This window comes from Bacillus cereus (assembly GCF_002577405.1).
Lineage (GTDB): Bacteria > Bacillota > Bacilli > Bacillales > Bacillaceae_G > Bacillus_A > Bacillus_A cereus_AU.
Genome location: NZ_NULR01000005.1, coordinates 43932 through 70931, shown reverse-complemented (window position 1 = coordinate 70931; position 27000 = coordinate 43932). Strand labels below are relative to the sequence as shown.

Below are 27000 nucleotides of genomic sequence, written 5' to 3'. Positions count from 1 at the left end.
TATGAAAGTTACAAACAAAGATTATGAAAAAATGGAAGAGTTATACGAGTTATATGAACAAAAAATTTATTATGTAGCTTATTCTATTTTAAATAATATTCAGCAGGCTGAAGATGCAGTTCAAGAGACGTTTATTACTCTTTATAAGAATTTGGAAAAGCTCCATAGTTTGAATACTCAAGAGCTTAAACGCTACATTTTGAGGATTGCGAAAAATAAAGCGATTGATAGCTACCGGAAAAATAAACGACATGAAACATTTTTAGAAGAATATCAAAGAGAATCAACAGAAGTAGTAGATGAAAATATTGAAGAGTGGGAAAAACGTCTAATGTCCGAGGTTCAAATTGATACATTGCTAAAGGAGTTAAATGAGTCTAACAGACAAGTTTTTAAGTACAAAGTTTTCTATAACTTAACGTATCAAGAAATTTCAAATGTAATGGGGATAACTGAGGTTAGTGTCCGCAAGCAATTTGAACGCGCTCGAAAAAGAGTACAAAACATTATAGGAGGTACACAAAATGACGAATTCGAAGAACTCCAAAGAAATGTATGACCTTGCTGAAAAAATTGCTTTAGATGATTTTGATAAACTCGAAGAACAACATGAATTTTCACATACATATACGCGCAAAAAGAAATTGTTTCTGGAGGAAATGAAGCTGAAAGATGGGCAACCACAGAAAAAGCGTAAAAGACATCGTATGTTAATCGCTGCCGCTTGCTTACTAATTGGCATGCCGACAACTGTTTTTGGTGCAGTAAAAGTCTATAATATGATTGTTCAAAAACAAAATTACGAAGTAAATGTTTCAGTAACAAATAAGGATTCGAAAAAGAGTGATCAGTGGTATAAGTTGAAGGTTGGTAAATTACCAGAAAATATGGAAGCGATTGATGACAGTGCTATGAAATATTCATTTAAAGATAACGACGCAAAGGGTGGTTTTTCATTTGCTCTTTGGAGAATAGGAGAAAATGCAGATTTTCAAACTTTGTATTCAAAAAGCTACGAAGAAAAAGAGATAAATGGTAGGAAAGCAGTAATTGTTCATAAAGAAACTGGAAACAACAATGTAATGTTTGACAGAAAGGTCCTTCTCTTTTTTGAGAAAGAAGGGATTATGTTAGAAAGTTTTATTGGATCAGATGTAAATGAAGAACAAATGATGGATGTGTTAGGGAACATTTCACTTGAGCCTACGTCAAAAGAAAAGGCATCATATATAGCAGATTATGATGAAAATCGTTTTAGCAAAGCAGATGGACCTAAAAAAACTAGCATTATTCCTTTGAAAAAAGATAGTAAACAATTATTTAGTGTAGGTCAAAAGGTTCCAGTAACGATAGAGCAAATTACAGATAACAGTAAACTTGAATATGTTATAGAAAAAGTTGAAGTCTTTGATTCAATCAAAGATTTTAAACAAGAGAACTTTTATGAACTCGGTCTAGGAATACTAAGCAAGAATAAGGCTTTAGATCAGACGGGCAAATTGATACCGTACAGACGGGATAAATATAAAGTTGGAAATGGTAAAGATTCAATTGATAAATTAGTAGAGTCGAAATTAGTTAATCCTAAATTTGTCTACCTGACAACAACAGTGAAAAATATTGGTACAAAATCGACAGAAGAAATCTATATGCATCCATCCGTAAAATTGCTTGAATCTGAAGGTAATGCATGGAAATACGCTAAAGAAGATGGAATTGCCGAAAAAAATATTATGACGGGCGAAGTTGATTATCTAGAACCCCACGGAGACGGAAAAAGCTTTTATAATATTGGCAGTATCCGACCAGGACAAGTGATGAAAGTTAACTTAGGTTATTTTGTAGATGAGGATAAATTGGATTCACTTTTCCTTGATGCTTTCCATTACAGAGGATTTAGTGGCACTGAAAATATGAATGCGGAATATCGTTGGTGGATTGATATTCGTCAATAGTAAAAACAATAGGAACAAATAGACTAAAAAGCTGCTTATATTTAGCAGCTTTTTAGTCCCCATACATATGTAAAACTTCTTCCGCACGTATACGTAAACCATCTATCAATTCTTTCGGTTCTAACACTTTTGCATCTTTTCCAAGTCTATAAAATAAAGGGGTAATAAAATTGACTTCACCTTTATCAATTGTTGAATGTATATATCCTGTTCCATCTTCGTTTACTACAACAAACTCTTCAAGGTAAGGAACGCTTTTACATTGGCGTACACCTTCTGTTGTTAGTAAAACATGTAACTGAGTAGGACTGTGTACTACGTTAGAGTTAGAGGTAAACCACTCTTCTAAATTCATGAATGTATCTTCATTTTCTTCTGTGGATAATATAGAGAGAATACGATCGACGCGATACAATAATACTTTTTTTCTACTAAAGTCATAGGATGGTAAGTACCATAGCCCGTCATGAGCATATACACCGATAGGATGAACATGTTTTGTTTTTATTCCTGATTTAGATTCGTATTGAAAGTGTAAATTTTTATTTTCAATGGCGGCAGTTAATACTTCTTTTAAAAGTGGTGTATCAATAGTTCTTTTCGGATTCCAAAAGGCAATATAAGAACGTATTTTATCAACTTTCGCTTTCGCATCATGTTGTAGGGAGCTATACAGTGTATGCGTAACAGAATTGATTTCTGCATTAAAAGGCAAGTCTCGGTAGTAGCTTAAAGATTGAAAGGCAAAAAAGATAGAGACTGCTTCTTCTTCTGTAAATAAGATAGGGGGAATTACTCTATTCGTTAATACTTTATATCCTCCGTTACGACCTTGTTCAGCATAAATAGGTAACCCCATATCACTTAAATCTAAAATGTATCTATGAACCGTACGGACGGAAATATTAAATTCATCAGCTATTTCTTGAGCTGTAAATGTTTTTTTGGCAGAAGCAAATATAAGAATATCTAATAAGCGTTTAGCTTTTGACAAATGTATCACCTTTTTTCTTTTTTTAAACATGACATAAATTGTCGTGTTTTATTGTTAGTATATTGTTTATATCATAATGTTATCAAGATGAGATGCAAGGAGGAATAGATATGTCACGTGAGATTGTTTTGTTTATAGCGGCGAGCTTAGATGGATATATTGCGAAAGAAAATGATGATTTAGAGTGGTTAATGGAAACGGAAGGTGAAGGAGATAACGGTTATACAGAAATGTATGAAACAATTGATACAATAATTATGGGAAAGAAAACGTACGATTATGTAGTAGAGCATACGGAAACCTTTCCGTACGTTAATGAAAAATGTTATGTTTTTTCTAATTCAGAAAAAGGTTCAAACGAACATGTAGAGTTTGTAAATGAAGATATAGTGGAGTTTGTAAAAAAGTTAAAAGAGCAGGAAGGATCTAAAATATGGATGGTCGGTGGAGGAAGTCTACTGAGAGAGTTCTTTAAGAATAATCTAATTGATGAATATGTTGTCACGATTACCCCTCACATATTAGGTTCTGGCGTTCCGTTATTTCAAGACAAGAATCCAGAAATTCATTTAACTTTAACGGATACGAAACGTTTTGGACAGTTTGTAAATCTATATTATAAAGTAAAATAATAAAAACACGACTATTGATGATAGTCGTGTTTTTATATAGATGGCAATGAAATAGTAAAGCAAGACCCATGATCAATTTCACTTGTGACAGAAATATTCCCGCCGTGTAGCTCTACAATTTCCTTCACGATAGATAGTCCTAAACCGGTTCCGCCTGTAGCACGTGTTCTTGCTTTATCAACACGATAAAAACGGTCAAAAATGTGAGGGAGGTCTTCAGGCGGAATACCTTCGCCTTCGTCTTTAATTTTGATGAAAATACGTTTATGTTCTTCTGCAACAGAAATATTTATAGAAGAATGCTCCTTTGAATGCCTATAAGCGTTATTTAAAATGTTCACTATAACTTGTTCGAATCGCTGTTCATCTAAGTTTACTAGCAGGGAAGGAGGACAAGTAAAAGAAACTTTAACGTGTCTTTCCTTATACATGGCGTTTACTTTTTCAGTTATACGAGTAAGAAAAGAGTGTAACTGAACTTCTTTTACTTCAATAGAAAAGCTATGTTTTTCCATCTGTGCAAGTGAAAATAAATCTTGAACTAAGTTTGTAATGTAATCAGACTCATCTTTTATAATAGATAAATATCGCAAACGTTGCTCAGGAGATGTGGTTTCTTTTAAAGCAATGTCTGCATAACCCCTTACGTATGTTAACGGTGTTCGTAATTCGTGAGCAACACTTGCTAGAAATTCACTTCTTTCTGTTTTCATATAATGTAAATCATTTGCGAGCGTTTGAATGGATTGTGCTAGTTCACCAATTTCGTCATTTCGAGTAGTCGTTAATGAAACTGATAAATCGCCGTTACTCATTTTTTCGGTCGCTTGTTTCATGTGTAACAATGGTTTTGTTAATAAACGCGACAATAGAAAAATGGTAATGGCCGTTAATAGGAAAGTAATGAGTCCAGCAATAATAAATTGTTTCGTCACCCCGTTAACCATTTCTTCGATTGATTCCGTCCCGAGAAACATATATACATAGCCTTCCGTTTTTCCGGCTACTACAATTGGGCTAATTGTGCATATATAATTAGATGTTTTCCAATGATTTTCTATAATTGCTCCGTTATGATTTGTACGCGTATTCATCTCTGTAATATGTTTCTTTATAGTAGTATCTAGTTCGTTAGATTTTGCTAATACTTCTTTATTCGTATCTGTAATAACGACAGTTGTTTCAGCTTCGGATTCCATTAAAGCGACATGGGAGATTGTTTGCTTGTCATAATATTTTTCAAGAACATCTCGGTGACTATTTCCACGCTTTAATAAAGCAGTCATTTCTTCATTTACTCTATTGTTTACAAGACTATAATAAAGCAAAACAAATAGAACGCTTTCTATTAAAAGTGTAACAATTAAAAAATAAAATCCGAATTGAATAGAGATACGTTTCATCGTTTCGCTCCTTGATCTTCCATATCAATCCATCGATAACCAACTCCGTATACAGTCTTTAAATGATGATCAATAGGGAAATTTCCTTTCCGTAATTTATCACGCAAATTACGAATATGTGAGTCGACTGTTCTATCTTCTGTATTTGTATTGAATCCCCAAATGCGTTCAATGAGCTGATCACGGCTTAATACGTAGTTCACATGGCGTAAAAATAATCCGAGCAAAGAGAATTCGATTGGAGTGAGAAGAAGTTCTTCATCATGGACAGACACAAAATGTTTTGCTTCATCCCATAAAATGCCGTGATATTCGATTTGCGCATGTTGATTCGTACGCCGTAAAACAGCTTCAATTCTTGCGAAAAGCTCCTCTTCATGGAAAGGTTTTGTTATGTAATCATCTGCCCCGAGTTTTAATCCTTGGACGACATCTACTGTTTGATCACGAGCAGTGACCATAATGATAGGAACGTTACTAAAGGAACGAATTCTTTTACATGTTTCCCATCCGTCCATCTTTGGCATCATAATATCGAGTAAAACAAATTTGAAATTTCGATTCTCTATATGTGAAATAGCTTCTTCCCCAGATACTGCACATATGCAGTTATATCCGATTGGAGTGAGATAAAGCGTTAATAATTCAAGCATTCTTGGTTCATCGTCTACGAGTAGTATATCAATCATAGAGAGCCCTCCATATATAATCTTTACTTAAATTGTAATGCAAAATTCTGAAGAAATGGTGCAGATTGTAATGCGTCTGCATAATTTCTTCAGAATTGCTTGTTATTGTTTAGTTGAACTTCTACTTTAGGTAAGGATATTGGCTCAATAATGACGAATACGGAGGCGATATAATGAAAAAAACAACCTGCATTTTGGGCGTAACGATAATTACAGCATTTGGTCTTGCTGCATGCGGCCAAACGAATAATATGGATCATACAAAGCATGAATCTACAAAAGAGAAGGAAACAGAGAAAACGGAAATGAAAATGGAGCAGGAGGTAACTGCGCCGAAAGAAATGAATACAGGTGCATCGAATGATTTATTAACGACAAGTTTAAAAAATGTGACGAGATTAAATACAACTGATCCATTGCAAATGGCAGTATTAACTTCACAAACAATATGGCCAGCAACTCATAAGGAGAATCAGCCAGGCGCGGTTATTTTAGTGCCAGTAAGCGATTGGCAATTAGGTATTGCAAGTGCAGATCTTATTCATCACCCAAACAACGGGCCTATCTTATTTATAGAAAAAGAAAAGGTACCTGAAATGACGTTAAAAGAAATAAAACGATTAAATCCGTTCGGAACGAAAGATGGAACACAAATTATGGTGATGGGTGATGTAGGTGCAGCTGTTCTTGAACAATTAAAAGACTATAAAGTAAAGCAAATAAAAGAAACGGAACCAGCTAAATTTGCGAAAGATGTTGATAAAGAATACGCCAATATAACAGGAAATTATCCAAATAGCGTTATTATCGGTTCATCTGAAGAAGAAGGGCGTTTATACACAACACCAGCTGTAAACTGGATTTCTCATATGCCGGAGCCACTTCTATATGTAGAGAAAAATAAAGTACCAGAGTCTACGATAGAAGCATTAAAGATGAGAAAAGATAAAGCAAATATATATGTATTAGGCCCAGAAAAAATTGTGTCTAAAGCAGTAGAAAAAGAGTTAAGTAAATATGGGAAAGTAACGCGTATTAGTGGGGAGACTCCGACAGAAAATTCAATTGCGTTTGCAAAATTTAAAGATGAAAAAACGAAATTCGGCTGGGGATTTACAAAACCAGGTCATGGTTTGTCGTTTGTTTCGAGTACAACACCAGATTTAGCAGTTGCAGGAGCGCCGTTTTCACATATGGGTAAACATGCACCAGTTGTCTTACTGGAGGAAGGGAAAGCTTCGCAACCAGTGTATGACTTCCTTGCTACTATCCAACCGAAGTTTAAAGATGATCCAACACTTGGACCGTATAACCACGGCTTCTTATTAGGAAGTACGAGTGATATTTCATTTGAAACACAAGGTATACTAGATGAGAGGTTAGAGATTGTGCAAGAAAGTGGTCAAGGGCACGGTGGACATTAATGAAATGAGAAAAGACGCTGCTAAAGTAGCGTTTTTTCTTTAGGAAACTTTTACATAGCAAAGATATCTCTACTCGTTATATAATAGCCTTCGTGCAGTCGGCTAGATTTTCTTATGGAGAAAATCAAATGATAAAAGAGTAGAGGAGTGGTATTTTGTTTCAAACGATAAAAAATGATTGGTTCTCCAACGTGAAAGGGGACGTACTATCAGGGATTGTTGTTGCTTTAGCATTAATTCCTGAAGCAATCGCGTTCTCCGTTATTGCAGGCGTAGATCCGACCGTTGGATTATACGCAGCCTTTTGTATTGCAGTTACTATTTCATTTGTTGGCGGAAGAACTGGGATGATTTCAGCTGCAACAGGTGCAATGGCGTTATTAATGGTCACTCTTGTGAAGGATCATGGTTTGCAATATTTATTTGCCGTGACAATATTAACCGGTATTGTCCAAATTATTTTTGGTGTGTTCAAACTGAGCTCATTTATGAAGTTTATTCCGAAATCAGTTATGAGTGGTTTTTTAAATTCACTTGGAATTTTAGTTTTTACAGCACAATTGCCGCATTTTAAAAATGCAACTTGGCAAATGTATGCACTTGTCGCATTAGGACTTGCAATTATATATGTATTTCCACGTATTACGACGGCTGTACCGTCTACACTTATTTCAATTATCATTGTGACAAGCATTGCACTTATGAGCGGATTACAGTTAAAAACAGTAGGGGATATGGGAAGCCTGCCGAAAGAATTACCGTTCTTTAGCATTCCTGACGTGCCTTTTACACTTGAGACATTAGGGATTATTTTACCGTATGCAGTTATGCTTGCAATTATTGGATTATTAGAGTCATTATTAACGGCTTCGGTTTTAGATGATATGACACATACAGAAAGTAATAAGCACAAAGAGGCCCGTGGACAAGGGATTGCAAATATTGTGGCTGGTTTCTTCGGAGGAATGGCAGGATGTGCAATGATTGGGCAATCTGTTATTAATATTAAATCGGGTGGACGAGGTCGTTTATCAACATTTGTAGCAGGTGGTTTTTTAATCGTATTACTATTCGTTTTAGGAGATTATGTTGTTCATATTCCGATGGCAGCTTTAGTTGCCGTTATGATTATGGTTTCAATCGGAACATTTGATTGGAACTCTGTAGCAACGATTCATAAGGTGCCAAAAGGGAATGCTTTTGTTATGATCGTAACGGTTGTCGTTGTTCTAATCACACATAATTTAGCGTTAGGTGTAATTATCGGAACAGTAATTAGTGCGGTTTTATTTGCATTCAATATGGCAAAGATTCACGTGAAACATTTATATATTGAAAATAAGAAAATATATGAAATTCATGGTCAACTTTTCTTTGCGTCTACGGCCGATTTTATAAAGAATGTTTCTTACGATGAAAATGTGAAAGAAATTGAGTTGAACTTTACTCACGCACATGTATGGGATGATTCAGCGGTAGCCGCAATTGATAAAGTTATTATGAAGTATGAACAAAGTGGTGTGAAAGTAAGTATAACGGGATTAAATGAACGTAGCTCGAAACTCGTTACAAATTTAGCTGCTTATAATAAAAGAATTGCTGGTTAAAGAACTACAATTTTTAAATTTTATATTCATGTGTAAGTCCTCTTTTTTGAAAGGCAAAAAAGGGGGCTTTTGTATTATAATACGAGTAGGATAACGAAAAGGGGATTCAGTATATGTACAAACAAATTATATTAGCATGCGATGGTTCTGAACATGCAGTTCGAGCAGCAGAGCACGCAACATATATTGCGAAGTTTAACGAAGAAACAAATATTGAAGTTGTGTACGTAGTAGATAATAGAACGGCAAAATCAGATATTATACAAGGACAAACAGATTTAGAAACAATATCAGCTAGTCGAAAAGATAAATTAAAAGAGATTGAGGGTTTATTAAAGAAAGAGAACATTTCCTACAAAATTACGATTCTACACGGTGATCCTGGAGATACGATCGTTCAGTATGTAAATACAGGGGATATAGATCTTGTTGTTGCTGGAAGTAGAGGATTAAATACATTGCAAGAAATGGTACTTGGTAGCGTAAGTCATAAAATAGCAAAGCGTGTGAAATGCCCGGTGATGATTGTAAAATAAATTGAGTGAAATATGTATTAGCGAAAGCAAGACCTGGATATAATTCGAGGTCTTTTTTGACGTATAAAGGGAGAGTGTATGGACATACTAAATATATAAGTTTTAAAAAATGTTAACTTACAAATTTGTAAGTTAGTTGTCAGAGAAATCGATGTTATGAAATTTTTCCCGTTGGTAAAATAAGAGTATCAAAGGGGAGATAGGGAGGATGGAAGAAATGAAATCATTTCAAAATTTATCATATAGTCAAGGGGTAAGCTTAATTTGTTTAGGGGGATTTGCTGCATCTGTTACGTTAGCAGTTTTAATAAAGACGTTTCAGCAAATGTTTTAATTTTATAGTAGGGAAGGAATTGGTTGTTATAAATAGTAAGAAAAGTGCTGTAAATAAAGAATAGCTCTNNAGAGCTATTCTTTATTTACATATTATATTTTGTTTAAGCTTGTTTTGCTTTTGTCGATCCTGTGTTTAAAGTAAGAGCAAGGAAGAACATTGCAAGTACACAAGAAGCAAGTAATAAAATGAACCCGCCGTCCCATCCGAATGCATCTACAATAAAGCCCATAGCTGCGCTAGCAAAAGTAGCTCCGCCTAGGTATCCGAAGAATCCAGTTAAACCAGCGGCCGTTCCAGCAGCTTTCTTTGGTGCTAAATCAAGAGCGTGAAGACCAATTAGCATAACAGGTCCGTAAATTAAAAATCCAATAGAAACAAGTGCGATACTATCAACCATTGGATTACCAGGAGGGTTTAGCCAGTAAACAAGAACGGCGATAAATACACCAACCATAAATAAAATACCAGCAGGTGCGCGGCGTCCTTTAAATAGTTTATCACTCATCCATCCGCAAAGAAGTGTACCTGGAATACCAGCCCATTCATATAGAGCGTAAGCTGTACGTGAGCTACTATGAGTAAAGCTTTTTTCCTCCACTAAATAAGTAGGAGCCCAGTCTACAACGCCGTAACGAACGAAATAAACAAATACGTTAGCGATAGCGATGTACCATAAAAATTTATTGTTTAGTACGTATGTAAATAAAATTTCCTTTACCGAAAGTTCGCGTTCACGATCTTTTACTTTTTCACCTGATGGATATTCACCAGTATGTTCTTCAATAGAAGGTAATCCGCAAGATTGAGGTGTATCTCTCATCGTAATTAATACATAAATCCCAACTAAAATTGAAAGAATACCTGGGAAGTAAAATATACTCTTCCAGTCATTTGCAAAGAGATATAAGCCTAATGTAACGAGAGAAGGCATAAGTGCGCCGCCAACGTTATGAGCGACGTTCCAAATAGACATTTTTGTACCACGTTCACTTACAGAGAACCAGTGAACCATCGTACGGCCACAAGGAGGCCATCCCATCCCTTGTACCCATCCATTTAAAAATTGAAGTACAAACATGAGTATAATGCTCGTTGTAATGAAAGAAAATGAGCCGAAAATAATATTAATGATACCTGATAAAAATAGCCCAGCTGCTAAAAAGTAGCGAGGATTACAACGATCGGATACGATACCCATAAGAAATTTACTTAATCCGTAAGCAATTGATACTGCTGAAAGAATAACCCCAAGTTCCCCTTTACTAAAGCCTTGTTCGATTAAATATGGCATTGCCAGTGAAAAGTTTTTTCGAACAAAGTAGTAACCTGCATAACCGATGAAGATACCTAAGAATACTTGTAAACGCAATTTACGGTATTCGCTATCAACGCGTTCAGTAGGTAAGCGTTCTGCGTGGGGCGCAGGTTTAAATAATTGTGTGAAAAACATAAAATGAAAATCCTCCCCTAATTAATTGAAAGCGTTTTAAGACAGAGAGAATACAAAAAGGCCATGAAATATAAAAAAGTCTCCTTTTTTATGATTCATAGCCGTATACTCCGTTTCTCCGTGACTGTCAATATTAACTTCGTCGAAAATTATACAACTTTGTGACAGAAATGTAAACGTTTTTATGAATAAAAGGTGTTGACGGATTTTGTTTGTGGGATTAATATTTAAATACGTTAAATATTTTATTGTTTAAATAAGAGGTGGATAACATGCCAAATGATATGACTCATATTGATAAAATTCAAGCTCTTACATTCTCTATAGGAAAGAAAATGCAAACAGAGCTATTGGAACAAATGCAAGCATCGGGACTTACACCACCACAGTTTTATATTTTAAAGATTTTAGATCATCACGGAGCCTCAAGAGCGACACAATTGGCGGAGAAAATGTACGTGAAACCGAGCGCGATTACAGTAATGATTGATCGTTTAATTGATCATGGATTAGTAGAGCGTTATCACGACAATAATGATCGCCGCGTTGTTGTCATTGAGCTAACGAAAAAGGGGAAAGCTACAGTAGAAGAGGCTATGGCGGCTCGTAATGAGCATATCGCCAAATACTTCTCACAATTAGAATTACAAGAACGAGAAGATTTGTTACGCCTTTTTGAGAAGCTAGAAACAATTATTTGCGGGACACAAGAGAAAAAAGAGAATAACTAAGAGGAATTGAGGAGATTACATGGAGCAACAAGAAAATCAGAATAGAAAGTTGTTGTTAGTCGGTTTAGTAATCGCGATGCTATTTGCTGCATTAGACGGAACAATCGTTGGTACAGCAATGCCTCGTATCGTTGGTGAACTAGGCGGATTAAGCTTAATGACGTGGTTAACAACAGCTTATATGTTAACATCAACGACAGTTGTACCAATTGCAGGTAAATTAGCGGATTTACTTGGTCGTCGTAACGTATATATAGCAGGACTAGTTATCTTTATGGTTGGTTCGGCGTTATGTGGTATGGCAAATGGTATGACAGAATTAATTATTTTCCGTGGTATTCAAGGTCTTGGTGGCGGTATTATGATGCCAATGGCTATGATTATTATTGGAGATATGTTTACGGGAAAAGAACGTGCGAAATGGCAAGGTATTTTTGGTGCGTTATATGGTCTTGCTTCTGTAATTGGACCACAAGTTGGTGGTTGGATTGTAGACGCAGTGAACTGGAGATGGGTATTCTACATTAACCTACCAGTTGGTATTTTAGCGACGATCTTTATCGCAATGGGATTAAAATCACATAAACAAACGGGACCAATTAAAATTGATATCGCTGGAATCTTTACGATGATTCTCGGTGTTGTAAGTTTATTACTTGCGTTAACGTTTGGCGGGAAAGATTACGCATGGGGTTCTTGGCAAATTATCGGGTTATTCGCACTATCTGTAATTGGTATCGTTAGCTTTATTATTGTTGAAAAGAAAGCTGAAGAACCAATTTTACCGATGCATTTCTTTAAAAATCGCACATTTACACTACTGAATGCGATTGGATTCTTTATGAGTATTGGAATGTTTGGCGCTATTATGTTCGTACCATTCTTTATGCAAGGAATTGTAGGAGTAAGTGCTGCTGAATCAGGAACGATTATGACGCCGATGATGATTACGATGATTGTAATGAGTATTATTGGTGGTCAACTTGTATTAAAAGTTGGTGTGAAACCACAAATTATTACAGGAATGCTTATTATGGCTAGTGGATTCTGGCTATTAACAACGATGGATATGCACACAACGAAGCTTACCGCTACTTCTTATATGATGGTTATCGGTTTAGGAATGGGTCTTGTTATGCCAACATTAACATTGGCGTTACAAGAAAGCTTCCCGAAAAAAGATCTTGGTGTAGTAACATCATCAAGTCAGTTCTTCCGTCAAATCGGTGGAACATTCGGTATTACAATTTTAGGATCAATTATGAATAATACTTCAGGTACAACATTAACAAATAAATTAATACCTGTATTAGATACGTTCCCGAAAGAAGCGGGACAAATGGTAACTAAATTGAAAGATATGATTCATACAGACCCACAAGGTTTATATTCGATGCTCTTTAATCCAGAAGCATTAAAGCAAATGCCGGAAGCATTCTCTAACAGCATTGTACCAATTTTGAAAAGTTCTTTAGTAGACTCACTTCATACTGTATTCTTAACAGGATTAGTATTTATCGTAGTAGGTGCTATCTTCACGATTTTCTTACAGAAGATTAAACTGTCTGATCGTAAAAAAGGTGCTGAAGAGCCTGCTGTAGAAGAGAAAGAACGAACTGCATCATATTCGTAATGAAGAAGCATCGCCTTATGGCGGTGCTTTTTTGAGTATAACCTTAAAAGCTTTTTAATGAGAAATGATTGACGTATTTTTAGAAATACGTTATATTATTTTCTGTAAACGGTTACATGAAATGGAGAGAAAAGAGAATGAGTACGATTAAAGACGTTGCAAAATTAGCGGGAGTATCTGTTGCGACCGTTTCCAGAGTGTTAAATAAAAATGGATATGTCCATGAAGATACATTAAAGAAAGTAGAGCGAGCGATTGAAATGCTAGATTATAAACCTAGTACAGTAGCACGTTCTTTATACAATAAAAAATCTCGTTTAATTGGCTTAGTTGTTCCAAATATCGTGAATCCATTCTTTCCAGAAGTTGCACGTGCCGTTGAAGATGTAGCACATAAGCAAGGTTACACAGTTGTCCTTTGTAACTCTGATGAAAGTTTAGAAAAAGAGAAACAATACATTGATGTACTTAGACAAAATAATGTGGATGGGTTTATTGTGGCAACGAATCCACAAAATAGTGTTAATTACATGAATTTGTCTATTCCAGTTGTTGCGATTGACCGTATGTTTAATGAGCGCATTCCTACTGTATATGCAGATAACTATGCAGGGAGTCAAGCGGCGACAAAGTTATTAATAGACAAAGGATGTAAACATATTGCACATATTCGCGGACCCCGTGATGTGAGTACAGCCAATGAACGTTTTGAAGGTTTTGTAGACGTTATTACGCAAAATAATCTTTCTTATATGATTGCAGAGAGTACATTCGATCCAGCTCATAGTGAGCGTGTAGCGGTGGAATTATTAGAAGAATATCCGCATATTGATGGAATCGTTGCTGGGAATGATTTAATTGCAATAGGTATTGTAAAGGCTGCACTTCAAAAGGGAATTTCTATTCCAAACGATTTACAAATTATTGGATTTGATGGGATTTCTTTAACTGAAATGATGTATCCATCTATTACGACTGTTGCACAGCCAATTTATGAAATGGGGAAAATTGCAACAGAATTGTTGTTAGAGCAGATGGAAGGAAATGCATTAGAAGAGAAACACTATCGTTTACCGATTGAAATTATAGAAAGAAATACAACGAAGTAAGGGGATGAGACAGATGCCAAATATTGCGGTAGTAGGTAGTATTTCAATGGACTTAGTGGCTGTTTCAAAAGTACGGCCGAAAGCAGGCGAAACAGTAATTGGGGAAGCGTTTCATACGATCCCAGGGGGAAAAGGGGCAAACCAAGCAGTTGCAGCAGCTAGATTAGGAGCAAATGTAGCAATGGTTGGTGCAGTAGGAAATGATGATTACGGAACAGTAGTTAGAAAAAATTTAGAGAACGAACGCGTTTTTATCGACTATGTGGTACCGGTTACAGATAGAACGACAGGAATTGCTCATATCGTTTTAGCAGAAGAGGACAACAGTATTGTTGTTGTACAAGGGGCAAATGCTCTTGTAAATGAGTCGATTGTAGACCGTTCAAAAGACCTTCTTGTAAAAGCTGATATGGTTGTTCTTCAACTAGAGATTCCGCTGGAAACAGTAAAATATGTTCTATCTATTTGTGAGGAGCATAAAATTCCGGTTATGTTGAATCCAGCTCCAGCACAAGTTTTATCAGAAGACATTTTAGAAAAGGCAACGTACATTACGCCAAATGAACATGAATGTCGCATTGTATTAGATGATTTTACGTCACCAATCGAGGATTTATTGGCAAAATACCCAAATAAACTATTGATGACTGAAGGATCTAATGGTGTTCGTTTCCATAATGGTACGGAGATTGTACATGTTCCTAGTATTGCTGTTGATGTAGTGGATACGACTGGAGCGGGTGATACATTTAACGGCGCGCTAGCAGTTGCACTTTCTGAAGGAGAAACACTTCAAAAAGCAATTCGTTTTGCGAACATTGCTGGTGGTCTTTCTGTAACGAAACTTGGTGCACAAGGCGGTATGCCAACGAGAGATAGAGTACGTGAAGTGCAGGTGATTATTGGATGAAAAAGCATGGTGTATTAAATAGCGAAATCGCAGCAGTCCTTGCTTCACTTGGACATACAGATACGATTGTAATTGCAGACTGCGGATTACCGATTCCTGACGGAGTAAAACGAATTGATTTAGCAGTTGAGATTGGGAAACCAAGTTTTTTAGATGTATTACAAGTTGTAGCTGATGATATGGCAATTGAAAAAGTGACGTTAGCAGAAGAAGTTATTATAAATAATGCGGAAGTAAATAAAGAGATTGAGCTGCGATTAAAAGAGCCAGCATTTGAATATGTATCTCATGAACAATTTAAAGAGCATACGAAGAAAGCAAAGGCAATTATTCGCACAGGTGAGGCTACGCCTTATGCCAATGTTATTCTACATGCAGGTGTGATTTTTTAATAAAGGGAAGTGATGAGAATGCATATTGAAATGAAAAATATTTCAAAGGCGTTCAATGGTAATCCTGTTTTGAAGAATGCACAGTTTATGATTGAAACAGGGGAAGTTCATGCATTGATGGGGGAAAATGGAGCGGGTAAATCAACGCTCATGAAGATTTTGACAGGTGTATATACAAAAGATGGTGGAACAGTCACGATTGATGGACAAGAACGTACTTTTAAAAATGCGAAAGAAGCTGAAGAGTACGGCATTGCATTTATTCATCAAGAATTGAACATATTGCCGAATTTAACAGTAGCTGAAAATATGTATCTTGGTAAAGAGTTAATGTATGGGAAAACAGGTATTTTACGTACTCGTCAAATGAACGCACTTGCACAGCAGCAATTAGCGGAGCTAGGATTGCATGTAAAAGGCGCTATGTTAGCTGGTGAATTATCGGTTGGACAACAGCAAATTATCGAGATTGCGAAAGCTTTAATGACAAACGCGAGCGTTATTATTATGGATGAACCAACTGCGGCACTGACGGATCGTGAAATTGAAACGCTCTTTACAGTTATAAATAAGTTACGCAAAGAAGGTGTTTCATTCGTTTACATTTCGCATCGTATGGAAGAGATTTTCTCAATATGTGATGCCATTACGATTTTACGTGATGGAGAATACGTAGGAAAGAGGTTAATTCCAGAAACGTCATTTGATGAAGTAGTGAGTATGATGGTGGGGCGCAGCATTGGTGAACGTTACCCAGAGCGAAATAGTCAAATTGGCGAAGTGATTTTTGAAATGCGTAACGGAACGAAAAAGGGGAAATTCGAAAATGTTTCGTTTCAAGTGAGAAAAGGTGAAATTCTTGGTGTAGCTGGTTTGATGGGAGCTGGGCGCACGGATATTATGAAAGCGATATTTGGATATGAACCGTTAGACTCTGGACAAATTTTTATAAATGGACAAGAAGTAAAGATTGATAGTCCGATAGATGCGATTAGACAAAGAATTGCTTTTATTACAGAGGACAGAAAATCAGAAGGGTTAGTGTTAGATTTCTCAATTCGAGAAAATTTAGCGTTACCAAATTTAGAAAGTCTTTCAAAGGGAAGTGTTCTAAGTAACGCACTAGAGCAGCAATTTACAGAAGACATGATGAAGCTTCTTAATGTGAAAGCAGCTAACGGAGAGCAAGCTGTGAAATCTCTTTCAGGTGGAAATCAGCAAAAGATTGTAATTGCAAAGTGGCTCGGTATTCATCCACAACTACTCATATTAGATGAACCAACGAGAGGTGTAGATGTTGGGGCTAAAAAAGAAATTTACTCTATTATGAATAAGCTTACAGAGCAAGGAGATGCCGTTATTATGGTATCGTCTGAGCTTCCAGAAGTTCTAGGAATGAGTGATCGCGTTCTTGTCATTCATGAAGGGAAAATCGGTGGTATTTTAGAGAAAGATCAGGCATCGCAAGAGTCTATTATGGCACTAGCTACAGGGGGAGAGTAAGGTATGGCTAAGAAGGGGAATGTATTACAACAACTTGGTTCTTTAATCGGTTTAGTGTTAATTATCGTAGTAATTACAGCTTTAAATCCGGCATTTATTGAAATCCCAAATTTGTTTAATATACTGCGTCAAGTATCGATTAATGCACTCATTGCATTCGGAATGACCTTTGTAATTTTAACAGGGGGTATTGACTTATCGGTAGGTTCTATTTTAGCATTATCAAGTGCACTTGTTGCTGGAATGATGGCAAGTGGCATGGATCCGTTCCTTGCAATGGCAGTTGGATTATTAGCTGGTCTTGTAATGGGAGTTATAAACGGTATCATTATTGCGAAGGGAAAAGTAGCTCCGTTTATTGCGACTTTAGCAACAATGACTATTTTTCGCGGGTTGACGCTTGTTTATATGGACGGACGTCCGATCACTGGTCTTGGTGATCATTTAATGTTCCAAATGTTTGGCCGTGGTTATTTTCTTGGTATTCCGGTACCAGCTGTTACAATGATGATCGCTTTCGCAGTATTGTACTTCATTTTGAAGAAAACAACATTCGGTCGCCGTACCTTTGCGATTGGCGGAAATGAAGAAGCAGCAGCACTATCAGGTATTAATGTTACGAGAATTAAAGTAATGATTTACGGTCTTTCCGGGATTTTGGCAGCGCTTGCAGGTATTATCTTAACATCACGACTAGATTCTGCACAGCCGACTGCAGGTACTTCTTACGAATTAGATGCAATTGCAGCAGTTGTATTAGGTGGAACAAGCCTTTCAGGAGGAAGAGGATGGATTGTTGGTACATTCATCGGTGTACTTATTATCGGTGTACTAAATAACGGTTTAAATTTATTAGGTGTATCTTCTTTCTTCCAACAAGTTGTAAAAGGGCTTGTAATCTTACTAGCTGTATTAATTGATCGTCGAAAAGAAGCGTAATGGAGGGACAGTTCATGAAGAAATGGTTACTTATACTCGTTGCATGTATTATGGTCATTACTGCTGGTTGTTCAATGGAACCACCAGAATGGGCAAAGGATTCTAGCGATAAAGGTCGAAATAAAACTATTAAAGTTGGATTCTCTGTTTCAACTTTAAATAATCCGTTTTTCGTGACTTTAAAAAAAGGTGCAGAAAAGAAAGCGAAAGATAGCGGCATTGAATTGATTGCTGTTGATGCGCAAAATGATGCAGCAAAGCAAACAAACGATGTTGAAGATTTAATTCAAAAAGGTGTCGATGTAGTTGTTATTAATCCAACCGATTCAGACGCTGTTGCTTCAGCGGTAAGTGCAGCGAATGCAGCGAATGTTCCTGTTATTACAGTTGACCGCGTTGCGAATTCAGGTAAAGTTGTTTCTCACATTGCTTCTAATAATATCGAAGGTGGTCAAATGGCTAGTGATTACATTCGTGAATTAGTTGGCGAGGGAGCAAACGTTGCTGAGTTAGAAGGAATCCCTGGATCATCTGCTGCTCGTGAGCGCGGGAAAGGATTCCATAACGTAGCTGATAAGTCTTTAAAAGTAGTAGCAAAACAAGCAGCTGATTTCGATCGTGCAAAAGGTTTATCTGTTATGGAAAATATTTTGCAAGCGAATAGCGATATTAAAGCGGTATTTGCTCATAACGATGAAATGGCATTAGGGGCAATTGAGGCATTAAAATCTGCTGGAAAAACAGATGTAGTTGTTGTTGGATTTGATGCAACAGAAGATGCTGTGAAAGCGGTTAACGATGGGCGTATGGCTGCAACAGTCGCTCAAAAACCGGAATTAATCGGAGAGAAGGCGATGCAAACAGCAAAAGAGATAACACAAGGTAAAAAAGTGGACAAATTTATTCCGATTGAATTAGAGCTTATTAAGAAAAACAAATAAATATAAAATGAAAATTAGGAAGGAAGAATAACAAATGAAATTCTTTATTGATACAGCAAACATTAACGAAATTAAAGAGGCAAATGCATTAGGTGTAGTAGCTGGAGTAACGACAAATCCATCACTTGTAGCAAAAGAAGGCGTAGATTTCCATGAACGTATTCGTGAAATTTGCAGCTTTATTGAAGGACCTGTAAGCGCAGAAGTAATTAGCTTAGAAGCTGATAAAATGATTGAAGAAGGAAAAGAGTTAGCAAAAATCGCTCCAAACGTTGTTGTAAAAGTTCCAATGACAACAGAAGGCTTAAAAGCAGTAAAAGCATTCTCTGATTTAGGAATTCGTACAAACGTTACACTAGTATTCTCAGCAGTTCAAGCATTACTTGCAGCTCGCGCTGGTGCGACATACGTTTCACCATTCTTAGGTCGTCTAGATGATATCGGTCATAACGGTATGGACTTAATTCGCCAAATCGCAGAAATCTTTGCAATTCACGGCATTGAAACAGAAATCATTGCAGCATCTGTACGTCACAGCGTTCACGTAACAGACGCAGCATTAAATGGTGCACATATTGCAACAATCCCAGCAAACGTAATTGCTTCATTAGTGAAACACCCATTAACAGATCAAGGAATTGAGAAATTCTTAGCTGATTGGGAAAAAACACAAGAGAAATAATAGAAAATCGAGAATCCTAGTTTAATTGACTAGGGTTCTTTTTTTATCCCGTTATTTGTGGGCAGTAAAATTCCCGCCTCAAAATTCGGCATATGCGAGGAAGTTAGGTGGGAGATAACTGCCCGTAAAAGCCCGATTGGTGAAGGCAAATAATCAGAGGGGGATGGACAAAACATTCCTCTGATTAAAGTTCCGCTTCATTTAAAAGAATTTTCATGCAATTGTGCATATTGTCTTTTAAATTTGTTATATAAGCTATTTAATATATATCAAATCACTTTTTATTTTTCATATTTCGACATAAAAGGTAGAGGGTCTGACCAGAAAACTGGAGGGCATGATTCTATAACAGAAAGCTTAACGTTTATAGAATTATGCCTTTTTATATAGGGAGGGCAGAAAGTAGGGATTTCGATTAAAATGCACTTATTTATCTGAATTTTAAGTTTTATAAAAGGAGAGAAATAGAATGAGAAGAAAAGCGCCATTTAAAGTGTTGTCGTCATTAGCAATTACGGCAACCATTGGATACACAGCTGTATTGAGTGCTCCGTTAGCATACGCAGAAACGCCAGTGAAAGCAAAAGAAAATATTTCTACGACGCCAATTGATCATAATTTAATTCAAGAAGATCGTTTAGCGGAAGCGTTGAAAGAAAGAGGAACAATTAATCCAGCATCTTCTAAAGAAGAGACGAAAAAAGCTGTAGAGCAATATATTGAAAAGAAACAAGGGGATCAGGCGAATAAAGAAATTCTTCCAGATGATCACTCGCAAGAAGTATCTGATTTCACGAAAAAAGTAAAAGAAAAAAAGATGGAAGAAAAGGAAAACGTAAAGAAGGCTGAAAAAAATGTTAGCTCTGAGAAAAAGCCAGAGCCAAATAAAAAGCAATTGAATGGGCAAGTCCCAACGTCTAAAGCAAAACAAGCTCCGTATAATGGAACTGTCCGCAATGATAAAGTGTTAGTGTTACTCGTTGAATTCAGTGATTATAAGCACAATAATATCGATCAAACGCCAGGTTACATGTATTCGAAAGACTTTAGTAGAGAACATTATCAAAAAATGTTGTTTGGTAATGAGCCTTATACATTATTTGATGGTTCGAAAGTAAAAACATTTAAACAGTACTATGAAGAGCAATCTGGTGGTAGTTATACGACAGATGGGTATGTAACAGAGTGGTTAACTGTCCCAGGAAAAGCATCTGATTATGGAGCAGATGGTAGTAGTGGTCACGATAATAAGGGGCCAAAAGGCGCACGTGATTTAGTGAAGGAGGCTTTACATGCGGCAGCCGAGAAAGGACTAGATTTATCTCAATTTGATCAATTTGATAGATATGATACAAACGGTAATGGGAATCAAAATGAATCAGACGGTGTAATTGATCATTTAATGGTAATCCATGCTGGTGTTGGTCAAGAAGCTGGTGGCGGTAAATTAGGTGATGATGCAATCTGGTCACATCGTTCAAAATTAGCAGTAGATCCAGTAGCGATTGAAGGTACAAAATCAAAGGTAGATTATTGGGGTGGAAAAGTAGCAGCACATGATTACACAATTGAACCAGAAGATGGAGCAGTAGGTGTGTTTGCACATGAATTTGGACATGACCTTGGTTTACCGGATGAATATGACACGAAATATACTGGAAATGGTTCACCTGTTGAAGCTTGGTCATTAATGAGTGGAGGTAGTTGGACAGGGAAAATTGCTGGAACAGAGCCAACTAGTTTTTCGCCGCAAAATAAAGACTTTTTACAAAAGAATATGAATGGAAACTGGGCAAAAATTTTAGAGGTAGATTACGATAAAATTAAGCGTGGTGTAGGAGTTCCTACATATATTGATCAAAGTGTTACAAAATCAAATCGTCCAGGCATTGTTCGTGTGAACTTACCAAGTAAGAGTGTTGAAACAATTAAGCCGGGATTTGGAAAGTATGCATATTATAGTACAAGAGGCGATGATATGCATACAACATTAGAAACACCGTTCTTTGATTTAACAAAAGGAACAAACGTAAAATTCGATTATAAAGCAAATTATGAGTTAGAAGCAGAGTGCGATTTCATCGAAGTACATGCTGTAACGGAAGATGGAACGAAAACATTGATTGATAGATTAGGAGAAAAGATAGTACAAGATGATAAAGATACAACCGATGGAAAGTGGATTGATAAATCATACGATTTAAGTCAATTTAAAGGAAAGAAAGTGAAACTACAATTCGACTATATTACAGATCCAGCTTTAACATATAAAGGTTTCGCAATGGATAATGTAAATGTAACAGTTGATGGACAAGTAGTATTTTCAGATGACGCAGAAGGACAGTCTAAAATGAAGTTAAATGGATTTGTTGTTTCTGATGGGACAGAACAGAAGCCTCATTATTATTATTTAGAGTGGAGAAACTATGCTGGATCAGATAATGGATTAAAGGCGGGAAGAGGTCCGGTGTATAATACAGGACTTGTCGTTTGGTATGCAGATGATAGTTTCAAAGATAACTGGGTTGGGGTACATCCAGGTGAAGGCTTCCTTGGTGTTATTGACTCTCATCCAGAAGCACTCGTTGGTAATTTAAACGGGAAACCAGCGTATGGTAATACGGGCATGCAAATTGCAGACGCTGCATTTTCATTGGATCAAACGCCAGCATGGAGTGTAAATTCATTAACACGCGGGCAGTTTAATTATGCTGGCTTACAAGGCGTTACAACGTTTGATGATTCAAAAGTATATAGTAACAAACAAATTGCTGATGCAGGACGAAAAGTTCCAAACCTTGGACTTAAATTCCAAGTTGTTGGACAAGCAGAGGATAAGTCAGCGGGCGCTGTTTGGATTAAACGTTAATAATATAAAAGCACATTCTTCATATGAAGAGTGTGCTTTTAAAATTTGTATAGTAAGTTATTATTTTAGCTCATGTAATACAACTGTTGGTTCATGTGTAGTGTATCAAATTATGTGGGGAAAGGAAATATTTCCGAGGAAATTGTCGAAGTATCGTCAGTATTTATTCAGTTTCTTTCTTAAAGGAAGAAGGTAGTATTGATTTTATAAATAAGTTTATTTACAGTATTACTTGGTTATACACAAAAGTAATATATTAGGAAAAAAAGACAATGATGAAATTAACCCATCATTGTCTTTTTTACTTTGTCTTTTACTTTGCTTTTTACTTTGCTTCTTACATAAATCATTCCAGCAAATGTTAATAAGAATGCAGTTCCGATAACGAAGCTAGCACTAGGAGATGCTCCGATTGCTCCAACTGTAAAGGAACCAGCAACAACTCCTAATGAGAAGAATGCATAAAACAATCCGAATGCTTTCCCACGGTTACCATCTGTCGTATTTTCAACAAGTAAAGCATTAATTGCTGGGAAGAGGATAGCGAATCCAATTCCATAAATCATCATAACGATAAAGAGCATGCTTTTTGTTGCAAACAATCCAAGTAAAGATAATGCTAGTGCCATTACTGCAATCCCGATTAGCATTAGTTTTGAACGATTAAATCGATCGTAAATACGATTTGTTGGCAGTAAGAAGAAGAGGATAGCGGTAATTCCAAATACACTTAACATCATGCCTGTTGTAGATGCTTTAAGTGCTAACGCCTCAACTTTTACTGGTAACATATAAGTGACAATCCCTTGTGAAAACATTAGTGTGAAAGCACCAATATATGCTTGTAATAACGGTTCTGATTTCAATAGTTCAATCATATCTTCTTTGTTCATCATTTGTGTTCTTGATATATCTTTTCTTGATACGTTATTTGGTAAGAAGAATAGAGATACGATTGTACCAAGGGCCATTAAAATAGAAATCGTAATGAAAACCCACTCTATACCAGCTGTTGCTTTCATAATGCCACTGAAAGCAGGTCCTACGATTGCCGCTGTTCCAACAGCAGCACCAGATAGAGCCATTGCCTTACCTTGCCTTGCTGAATTTGTTTGCTTTGATAAAAACGTAAAGGCAGCAGGAATTAAAAATCCGTCACTAAAACCGTGCATAAAGCGCACAACTAATAGTTGTTCACCACTTTGAACAACGGTATATAACAAGACTATGAAACTCGTAATTCCCATGCTTATATAAAGGATTTTTTTTGCTCCAAATTTATCGACAGCGGCTCCAGCAATAATATTACCGATCATATTAGCGAATGAGTACATACCGACAACTAGTCCAATAACAAGAGGGGTTCCCCCAAGACTTTGAGCGAAAGTACTCATAATAGGTAATTGTGAAAATGTATCGAAAAACGCTACGATAACAATAAAGTAAATAAAATATTTCAAGCGATATTCACCTCTCCCATGCTATTATGGCATAATGCTAATTTCAACTGCAATGAAATTGAATTAACAGATGTGGAAAAAAGTACAAAGTGACAAAATAGTGAACGTTATTTGTTAAAAATTAGTGGAAATGAGATTGTTTTTTTGAAATATATGGATGGGAGTATTATAATAGGTTTGTAAACTTCACCAGGTTAAGTATATACATAGAGAGGGATGTATAAAATGAAAGCATTACTTTGGCATAATCAACGTGATGTACGAGTAGAAGAAGTATCCGAACCAACTGTAAGACCAGGAGCAGTTAAGATTAAAGTTAAATGGTGTGGTATCTGCGGGACAGACTTGCATGAATATTTAGCAGGGCCTATCTTTATTCCGACAGAAGAACATCCATTAACACACGTAAAAGCACCGGTTATTTTAGGTCATGAGTTTAGTGGTGAGGTAGTAGAAATTGGTGAAGGAGTTACATCTCATAAAGTGGGAGACCGCGTTGTTGTAGAACCGATTTATTCTTGTGGTAAATGTGAAGCTTGTAAACATGGACATTACAATGTTTGTGAACAACTTGTTTTCCACGGTCTTGGCGGGGAAGGCGGTGGTTTCTCTGAATATACAGTAGTACCAGAAAATATGGTTCATCATATTCCAGATGAAATGACGTATGAACAAGGTGCGCTTGTAGAACCAGCAGCAGTAGCAGTTCATGCAGTACGTCAAAGTAAATTAAAAGAGGGAGAAGCTGTAGCTGTATTTGGTTGTGGTCCGATTGGGCTTCTTGTAATCCAAGCAGCAAAAGCAGCGGGAGCAACTCCTGTTATCGCAGTGGAACTTTCTAAAGAACGTCAAGAGCTAGCTAAATTAGTAGGTGCTGATTACGTATTAAACCCAGCAACTCAAGATGTACTAGCAGAAATTCGCAACTTAACAAATGGCTTAGGTGTAAATGTTAGCTTTGAAGTAACAGGTGTTGAAGTTGTACTTCGTCAAGCGATTGAAAGTACAAGCTTTGAAGGCCAAACTGTAATTGTTAGTGTGTGGGAAAAAGATGCGACAATTACTCCGAATAACCTTGTATTAAAAGAAAAAGAAGTTATCGGTATTCTTGGATATCGTCATATATTCCCAGCTGTTATTAAATTAATTAGCTCTGGTCAAATTCAAGCAGAGAAATTAATTACGAAAAAAATCACAGTGGATCAAGTTGTTGAAGAAGGCTTTGAAGCACTTGTAAAAGATAAAACACAAGTTAAAATTCTTGTTTCACCTAAATAATATATAATAGAAGAAATTAGCCCTTTTCTAGAAATAGAAAAGGGCTAATTTTTTCTATACTGAAAGGTGATAGACTTTCCTTTAACTAAAAGTATTCTTGTTTGGAAGGGGAAGTTCGATGCTTTGTATTTTAGTGTGGTGACATTGACAACTGTAGGAGATAAAGATTTTAGTTCTCAAACTGATTTTGGGAAGATATTTACGATACTATACATATTTATCGGAATCGGATTAGTTTTTGGGTTTATACATAAGTTGGCAGTTAACGTGCAACTGCCGAGTATATTATCGAATAGAAAAAAGAGTAAAGCATGTAATTGCTTTACTCTTTTTTTACATTATTTTAGACAAACATTTGCAGTAGCTTAATAATACTTTATTACAATGTAAGTGCATTCATTCATTACGTTCACTATGTATAAAGTTATAGCAATATGAACATTTGCATATTTTGATTTAATAATAGAAATTCGATGAAAGGTGGGATATTCTAATCATAGGTTAACCGAAAGACATCGTAGGATCCTAACAAAATATTTACAATAACTTAATTATAAAATGGAGGATTTCAGATGAAAAAGAAAGTTCTTGCTTTAGCAGCAGCAATTACGTTAGTAGCTCCGTTACAAAATGTAGCATTTGCACATGAAAATGATGGAGGGAATAGAGTACAAATTATTCAGTATTGGTCTGCTGAAGATAAACATTCAGAAGGTGTAAATTCTCATTTATGGATTGTAAATCGTGCAATTGATATCATGTCTCGTAATACGACAATTGTAAAACAAGATCAAATTGCGCTATTAAATGAATGGCGTACAGATTTAGAGAACGGTATTTATTCTGCTGACTATGAAAATCCTTATTATGATAATAGTACATTTGCATCGCATTTCTATGATCCAGATGATGGAAGTACATATATTCCATTTGCAAAACAAGCAAAGGAAACGGGAGCAAAGTATTTCAAACTAGCTGGTGAGTCATATAAAAATAAAGATATGAAACAAGCATTCTTCTATTTAGGATTATCTCTTCATTATTTAGGAGATGTAAATCAACCGATGCATGCAGCAAATTTTACGAATATTTCTTATCCACAAGGATTCCACTCTAAATATGAAAACTTTGTAGATACAATTAAAGATAACTATAAAGTAACGGACGGAAATGGATATTGGAATTGGAAAGGTATGAACCCCGAAGATTGGATTCATGGGGCAGCAGTGGCTGCGAAGCAAGATTACCCTGGAATTGTAAATAGTAATACGAAAAGTTGGTTTGTAAAAGCTGCTGTATCACAAAGTTATGCGGACAAATGGCGTGCTGAAGTTACACCAATGACTGGTAAGCGATTAATGGAAGCACAGCGTGTAACGGCTGGATATATTCAGCTTTGGTTTGATACGTACGGAAATCGTTAAGTATTGGCGAAAGGTCAAATGTCAAAATAGAGCATCTCTCAAAAAAGTTTCTTCGTGCAGAAGAAACTTTTTTTATTTGAAAACAGGAAAATCATTCTTTCT

24 protein-coding genes and 1 pseudogene are annotated in these 27000 nt (G+C 36.2%); 20 read left to right on the top strand and 5 right to left on the bottom strand.

The genetic code is table 11. The annotated features are described in order from the left end of the window. The first annotated feature begins 1 nt into the window (after window position 1). Together COC96_RS07680 and COC96_RS07675 are read left to right on the top strand one after the other, a co-directional pair. On the top strand, window positions 2-559 hold the full coding sequence (locus tag COC96_RS07680) for an RNA polymerase sigma factor (RefSeq protein ID WP_098269224.1): 558 nt from the start codon (window positions 2-4) through the stop codon (window positions 557-559). Beyond that, on the top strand, window positions 525-1955 hold the full coding sequence (locus COC96_RS07675; protein ID WP_098269223.1) for a DUF4367 domain-containing protein: 1431 nt from the start codon (window positions 525-527) through the stop codon (window positions 1953-1955). Before COC96_RS07680 ends, COC96_RS07675 begins: the two co-directional genes overlap by 35 nt. A gap of 52 nt (window positions 1956-2007) precedes the next feature. Here the strand turns inward: COC96_RS07675 and COC96_RS07670 are convergent, their stop codons facing one another. Beyond that, complete coding sequence (locus tag COC96_RS07670; RefSeq protein WP_142339973.1) at window positions 2008-2979, bottom strand: helix-turn-helix transcriptional regulator; 972 nt, start codon at window positions 2977-2979, stop codon at window positions 2008-2010. A gap of 80 nt (window positions 2980-3059) precedes the next feature. On the opposite strand from COC96_RS07670, the gene COC96_RS07665 reads away from it, so the two are divergent. Beyond that, on the top strand, window positions 3060-3581 hold the full coding sequence (locus tag COC96_RS07665; protein ID WP_088232539.1) for a dihydrofolate reductase family protein: 522 nt from the start codon (window positions 3060-3062) through the stop codon (window positions 3579-3581). Between the two features lie 32 nt (window positions 3582-3613). On the opposite strand, the gene COC96_RS07660 is transcribed toward COC96_RS07665, so the two are convergent. Together COC96_RS07660 and COC96_RS07655 are read right to left on the bottom strand one after the other, a co-directional pair. After that, entirely contained in the window at window positions 3614-4984 is a 1371-nt protein-coding gene (locus COC96_RS07660) for a sensor histidine kinase (RefSeq protein ID WP_098269221.1), read from the bottom strand. Further along, window positions 4981-5673 (bottom strand): response regulator transcription factor, encoded by a 693-nt coding sequence (locus tag COC96_RS07655; RefSeq protein WP_098768615.1) that lies wholly within the window; start codon window positions 5671-5673, stop codon window positions 4981-4983. The genes COC96_RS07660 and COC96_RS07655 overlap by 4 nt, the downstream gene beginning before the upstream one ends. 173 nt (window positions 5674-5846) lie before the next feature. On the opposite strand from COC96_RS07655, the gene COC96_RS07650 reads away from it, so the two are divergent. The 4 genes from COC96_RS07650 (at window position 5847) to COC96_RS07635 (ending at window position 9574) form a co-directional block, all read left to right on the top strand. Then, window positions 5847-7097: an ArsR family transcriptional regulator gene (locus tag COC96_RS07650; RefSeq protein WP_098768614.1), complete on the top strand. Its 1251-nt coding sequence runs from the start codon at window positions 5847-5849 to the stop codon at window positions 7095-7097. Between the two features lie 155 nt (window positions 7098-7252). After that, window positions 7253-8704, top strand: a complete 1452-nt coding sequence (locus COC96_RS07645) for a SulP family inorganic anion transporter (protein ID WP_098768613.1) — start codon at window positions 7253-7255, stop codon at window positions 8702-8704. Between the two features lie 113 nt (window positions 8705-8817). After that, window positions 8818-9240 carry a universal stress protein gene (locus COC96_RS07640; protein ID WP_088232544.1) on the top strand — a complete coding sequence of 141 codons (423 nt, stop codon included), beginning with the start codon at window positions 8818-8820 and terminating at the stop codon, window positions 9238-9240. A gap of 217 nt (window positions 9241-9457) precedes the next feature. Beyond that, the gene (locus COC96_RS07635; protein WP_088232594.1) at window positions 9458-9574 is read left to right on the top strand and encodes a DUF4027 family protein; all 117 of its coding nucleotides are present in this window, start codon (window positions 9458-9460) and stop codon (window positions 9572-9574) included. Between the two features lie 103 nt (window positions 9575-9677). On the opposite strand, the gene glpT is transcribed toward COC96_RS07635, so the two are convergent. Then, the gene (glpT, locus tag COC96_RS07630; RefSeq protein WP_098269217.1) at window positions 9678-11027 is read right to left on the bottom strand and encodes a glycerol-3-phosphate transporter; all 1350 of its coding nucleotides are present in this window, start codon (window positions 11025-11027) and stop codon (window positions 9678-9680) included. 272 nt (window positions 11028-11299) lie between these two features. On the opposite strand from glpT, the gene COC96_RS07625 reads away from it, so the two are divergent. The 10 genes from COC96_RS07625 (at window position 11300) to inhA2 (ending at window position 22736) form a co-directional block, all read left to right on the top strand. Next, window positions 11300-11758 carry a MarR family winged helix-turn-helix transcriptional regulator gene (locus tag COC96_RS07625; RefSeq protein ID WP_098269216.1) on the top strand — a complete coding sequence of 153 codons (459 nt, stop codon included), beginning with the start codon at window positions 11300-11302 and terminating at the stop codon, window positions 11756-11758. Between the two features lie 19 nt (window positions 11759-11777). Next, the gene (locus COC96_RS07620) at window positions 11778-13391 is read left to right on the top strand and encodes an MDR family MFS transporter (RefSeq protein ID WP_098269215.1); all 1614 of its coding nucleotides are present in this window, start codon (window positions 11778-11780) and stop codon (window positions 13389-13391) included. A gap of 116 nt (window positions 13392-13507) precedes the next feature. Continuing rightward, window positions 13508-14500: a ribose operon transcriptional repressor RbsR gene (rbsR, locus tag COC96_RS07615; protein WP_141436479.1), complete on the top strand. Its 993-nt coding sequence runs from the start codon at window positions 13508-13510 to the stop codon at window positions 14498-14500. A gap of 13 nt (window positions 14501-14513) precedes the next feature. After that, window positions 14514-15410, top strand: coding sequence for a ribokinase (gene rbsK / locus COC96_RS07610; RefSeq protein ID WP_098269214.1), 897 nt, complete (start codon window positions 14514-14516; stop codon window positions 15408-15410). Beyond that, a complete protein-coding gene (gene rbsD, locus COC96_RS07605; protein WP_098269213.1) occupies window positions 15407-15802 on the top strand; it encodes a D-ribose pyranase in 396 nt (131 codons plus the stop codon). The genes rbsK and rbsD overlap by 4 nt, the downstream gene beginning before the upstream one ends. A gap of 18 nt (window positions 15803-15820) precedes the next feature. Then, window positions 15821-17305: a ribose ABC transporter ATP-binding protein RbsA gene (rbsA, locus tag COC96_RS07600; RefSeq protein WP_098269212.1), complete on the top strand. Its 1485-nt coding sequence runs from the start codon at window positions 15821-15823 to the stop codon at window positions 17303-17305. Window positions 17306-17308: 3 nt separating this feature from the next. After that, window positions 17309-18244: an ABC transporter permease subunit gene (locus COC96_RS07595; RefSeq protein WP_097905269.1), complete on the top strand. Its 936-nt coding sequence runs from the start codon at window positions 17309-17311 to the stop codon at window positions 18242-18244. A gap of 14 nt (window positions 18245-18258) precedes the next feature. Beyond that, window positions 18259-19185: a ribose ABC transporter substrate-binding protein RbsB gene (rbsB, locus tag COC96_RS07590; protein ID WP_098269210.1), complete on the top strand. Its 927-nt coding sequence runs from the start codon at window positions 18259-18261 to the stop codon at window positions 19183-19185. 34 nt (window positions 19186-19219) lie between these two features. Then, the gene (gene fsa, locus COC96_RS07585; protein WP_000667666.1) at window positions 19220-19867 is read left to right on the top strand and encodes a fructose-6-phosphate aldolase; all 648 of its coding nucleotides are present in this window, start codon (window positions 19220-19222) and stop codon (window positions 19865-19867) included. 469 nt (window positions 19868-20336) lie between these two features. Continuing rightward, window positions 20337-22736 (top strand): M6 family metalloprotease immune inhibitor InhA2, encoded by a 2400-nt coding sequence (gene inhA2, locus COC96_RS07580; protein WP_098768612.1) that lies wholly within the window; start codon window positions 20337-20339, stop codon window positions 22734-22736. A 281-nt stretch (window positions 22737-23017) separates the two neighbouring features. Here inhA2 and COC96_RS07575 read toward each other — a convergent pair whose 3' ends face one another. Then, entirely contained in the window at window positions 23018-24196 is a 1179-nt protein-coding gene (locus tag COC96_RS07575; RefSeq protein WP_097905266.1) for an MFS transporter, read from the bottom strand. A gap of 225 nt (window positions 24197-24421) precedes the next feature. Between COC96_RS07575 and bdhA the strand changes: the two genes are divergently transcribed. The 3 genes and pseudogenes from bdhA (at window position 24422) to cerA (ending at window position 26898) form a co-directional block, all read left to right on the top strand. After that, the gene (gene bdhA / locus COC96_RS07570; RefSeq protein ID WP_098269208.1) at window positions 24422-25474 is read left to right on the top strand and encodes a (R,R)-butanediol dehydrogenase; all 1053 of its coding nucleotides are present in this window, start codon (window positions 24422-24424) and stop codon (window positions 25472-25474) included. A 117-nt stretch (window positions 25475-25591) separates the two neighbouring features. After that, window positions 25592-25843: pseudogene (locus COC96_RS07565) on the top strand (potassium channel family protein); the annotation flags it as partial. Between the two features lie 203 nt (window positions 25844-26046). Then, a complete protein-coding gene (gene cerA, locus COC96_RS07560; protein ID WP_098768611.1) occupies window positions 26047-26898 on the top strand; it encodes a phospholipase CerA in 852 nt (283 codons plus the stop codon). Window positions 26899-27000: the final 102 nt, after the last annotated feature.

Excerpts from the sequence above, each read along its gene's own strand:
- COC96_RS07680 (WP_098269224.1), top strand. The coding sequence starts at position 2 with ATGAAAGTTACAAACAAAGATTATGAAAAAATGGAAGAGTTATACGAG.
- COC96_RS07675 (WP_098269223.1), top strand. The coding sequence starts at position 525 with ATGACGAATTCGAAGAACTCCAAAGAAATGTATGACCTTGCTGAAAAA.
- COC96_RS07670 (WP_142339973.1), bottom strand. The coding sequence starts at position 2,979 with ATGTTTAAAAAAAGAAAAAAGGTGATACATTTGTCAAAAGCTAAACGC.
- COC96_RS07665 (WP_088232539.1), top strand. The coding sequence starts at position 3,060 with ATGTCACGTGAGATTGTTTTGTTTATAGCGGCGAGCTTAGATGGATAT.
- COC96_RS07660 (WP_098269221.1), bottom strand. The coding sequence starts at position 4,984 with ATGAAACGTATCTCTATTCAATTCGGATTTTATTTTTTAATTGTTACA.
- COC96_RS07655 (WP_098768615.1), bottom strand. The coding sequence starts at position 5,673 with ATGATTGATATACTACTCGTAGACGATGAACCAAGAATGCTTGAATTA.
- COC96_RS07650 (WP_098768614.1), top strand. The coding sequence starts at position 5,847 with ATGAAAAAAACAACCTGCATTTTGGGCGTAACGATAATTACAGCATTT.
- COC96_RS07640 (WP_088232544.1), top strand. The coding sequence starts at position 8,818 with ATGTACAAACAAATTATATTAGCATGCGATGGTTCTGAACATGCAGTT.
- COC96_RS07635 (WP_088232594.1), top strand. The coding sequence starts at position 9,458 with ATGAAATCATTTCAAAATTTATCATATAGTCAAGGGGTAAGCTTAATT.
- glpT (WP_098269217.1), bottom strand. The coding sequence starts at position 11,027 with ATGTTTTTCACACAATTATTTAAACCTGCGCCCCACGCAGAACGCTTA.
- COC96_RS07625 (WP_098269216.1), top strand. The coding sequence starts at position 11,300 with ATGCCAAATGATATGACTCATATTGATAAAATTCAAGCTCTTACATTC.
- COC96_RS07620 (WP_098269215.1), top strand. The coding sequence starts at position 11,778 with ATGGAGCAACAAGAAAATCAGAATAGAAAGTTGTTGTTAGTCGGTTTA.
- rbsR (WP_141436479.1), top strand. The coding sequence starts at position 13,508 with ATGAAATGGAGAGAAAAGAGAATGAGTACGATTAAAGACGTTGCAAAA.
- rbsK (WP_098269214.1), top strand. The coding sequence starts at position 14,514 with ATGCCAAATATTGCGGTAGTAGGTAGTATTTCAATGGACTTAGTGGCT.
- rbsD (WP_098269213.1), top strand. The coding sequence starts at position 15,407 with ATGAAAAAGCATGGTGTATTAAATAGCGAAATCGCAGCAGTCCTTGCT.
- rbsA (WP_098269212.1), top strand. The coding sequence starts at position 15,821 with ATGCATATTGAAATGAAAAATATTTCAAAGGCGTTCAATGGTAATCCT.
- COC96_RS07595 (WP_097905269.1), top strand. The coding sequence starts at position 17,309 with ATGGCTAAGAAGGGGAATGTATTACAACAACTTGGTTCTTTAATCGGT.
- rbsB (WP_098269210.1), top strand. The coding sequence starts at position 18,259 with ATGAAGAAATGGTTACTTATACTCGTTGCATGTATTATGGTCATTACT.
- fsa (WP_000667666.1), top strand. The coding sequence starts at position 19,220 with ATGAAATTCTTTATTGATACAGCAAACATTAACGAAATTAAAGAGGCA.
- inhA2 (WP_098768612.1), top strand. The coding sequence starts at position 20,337 with ATGAGAAGAAAAGCGCCATTTAAAGTGTTGTCGTCATTAGCAATTACG.
- bdhA (WP_098269208.1), top strand. The coding sequence starts at position 24,422 with ATGAAAGCATTACTTTGGCATAATCAACGTGATGTACGAGTAGAAGAA.
- cerA (WP_098768611.1), top strand. The coding sequence starts at position 26,047 with ATGAAAAAGAAAGTTCTTGCTTTAGCAGCAGCAATTACGTTAGTAGCT.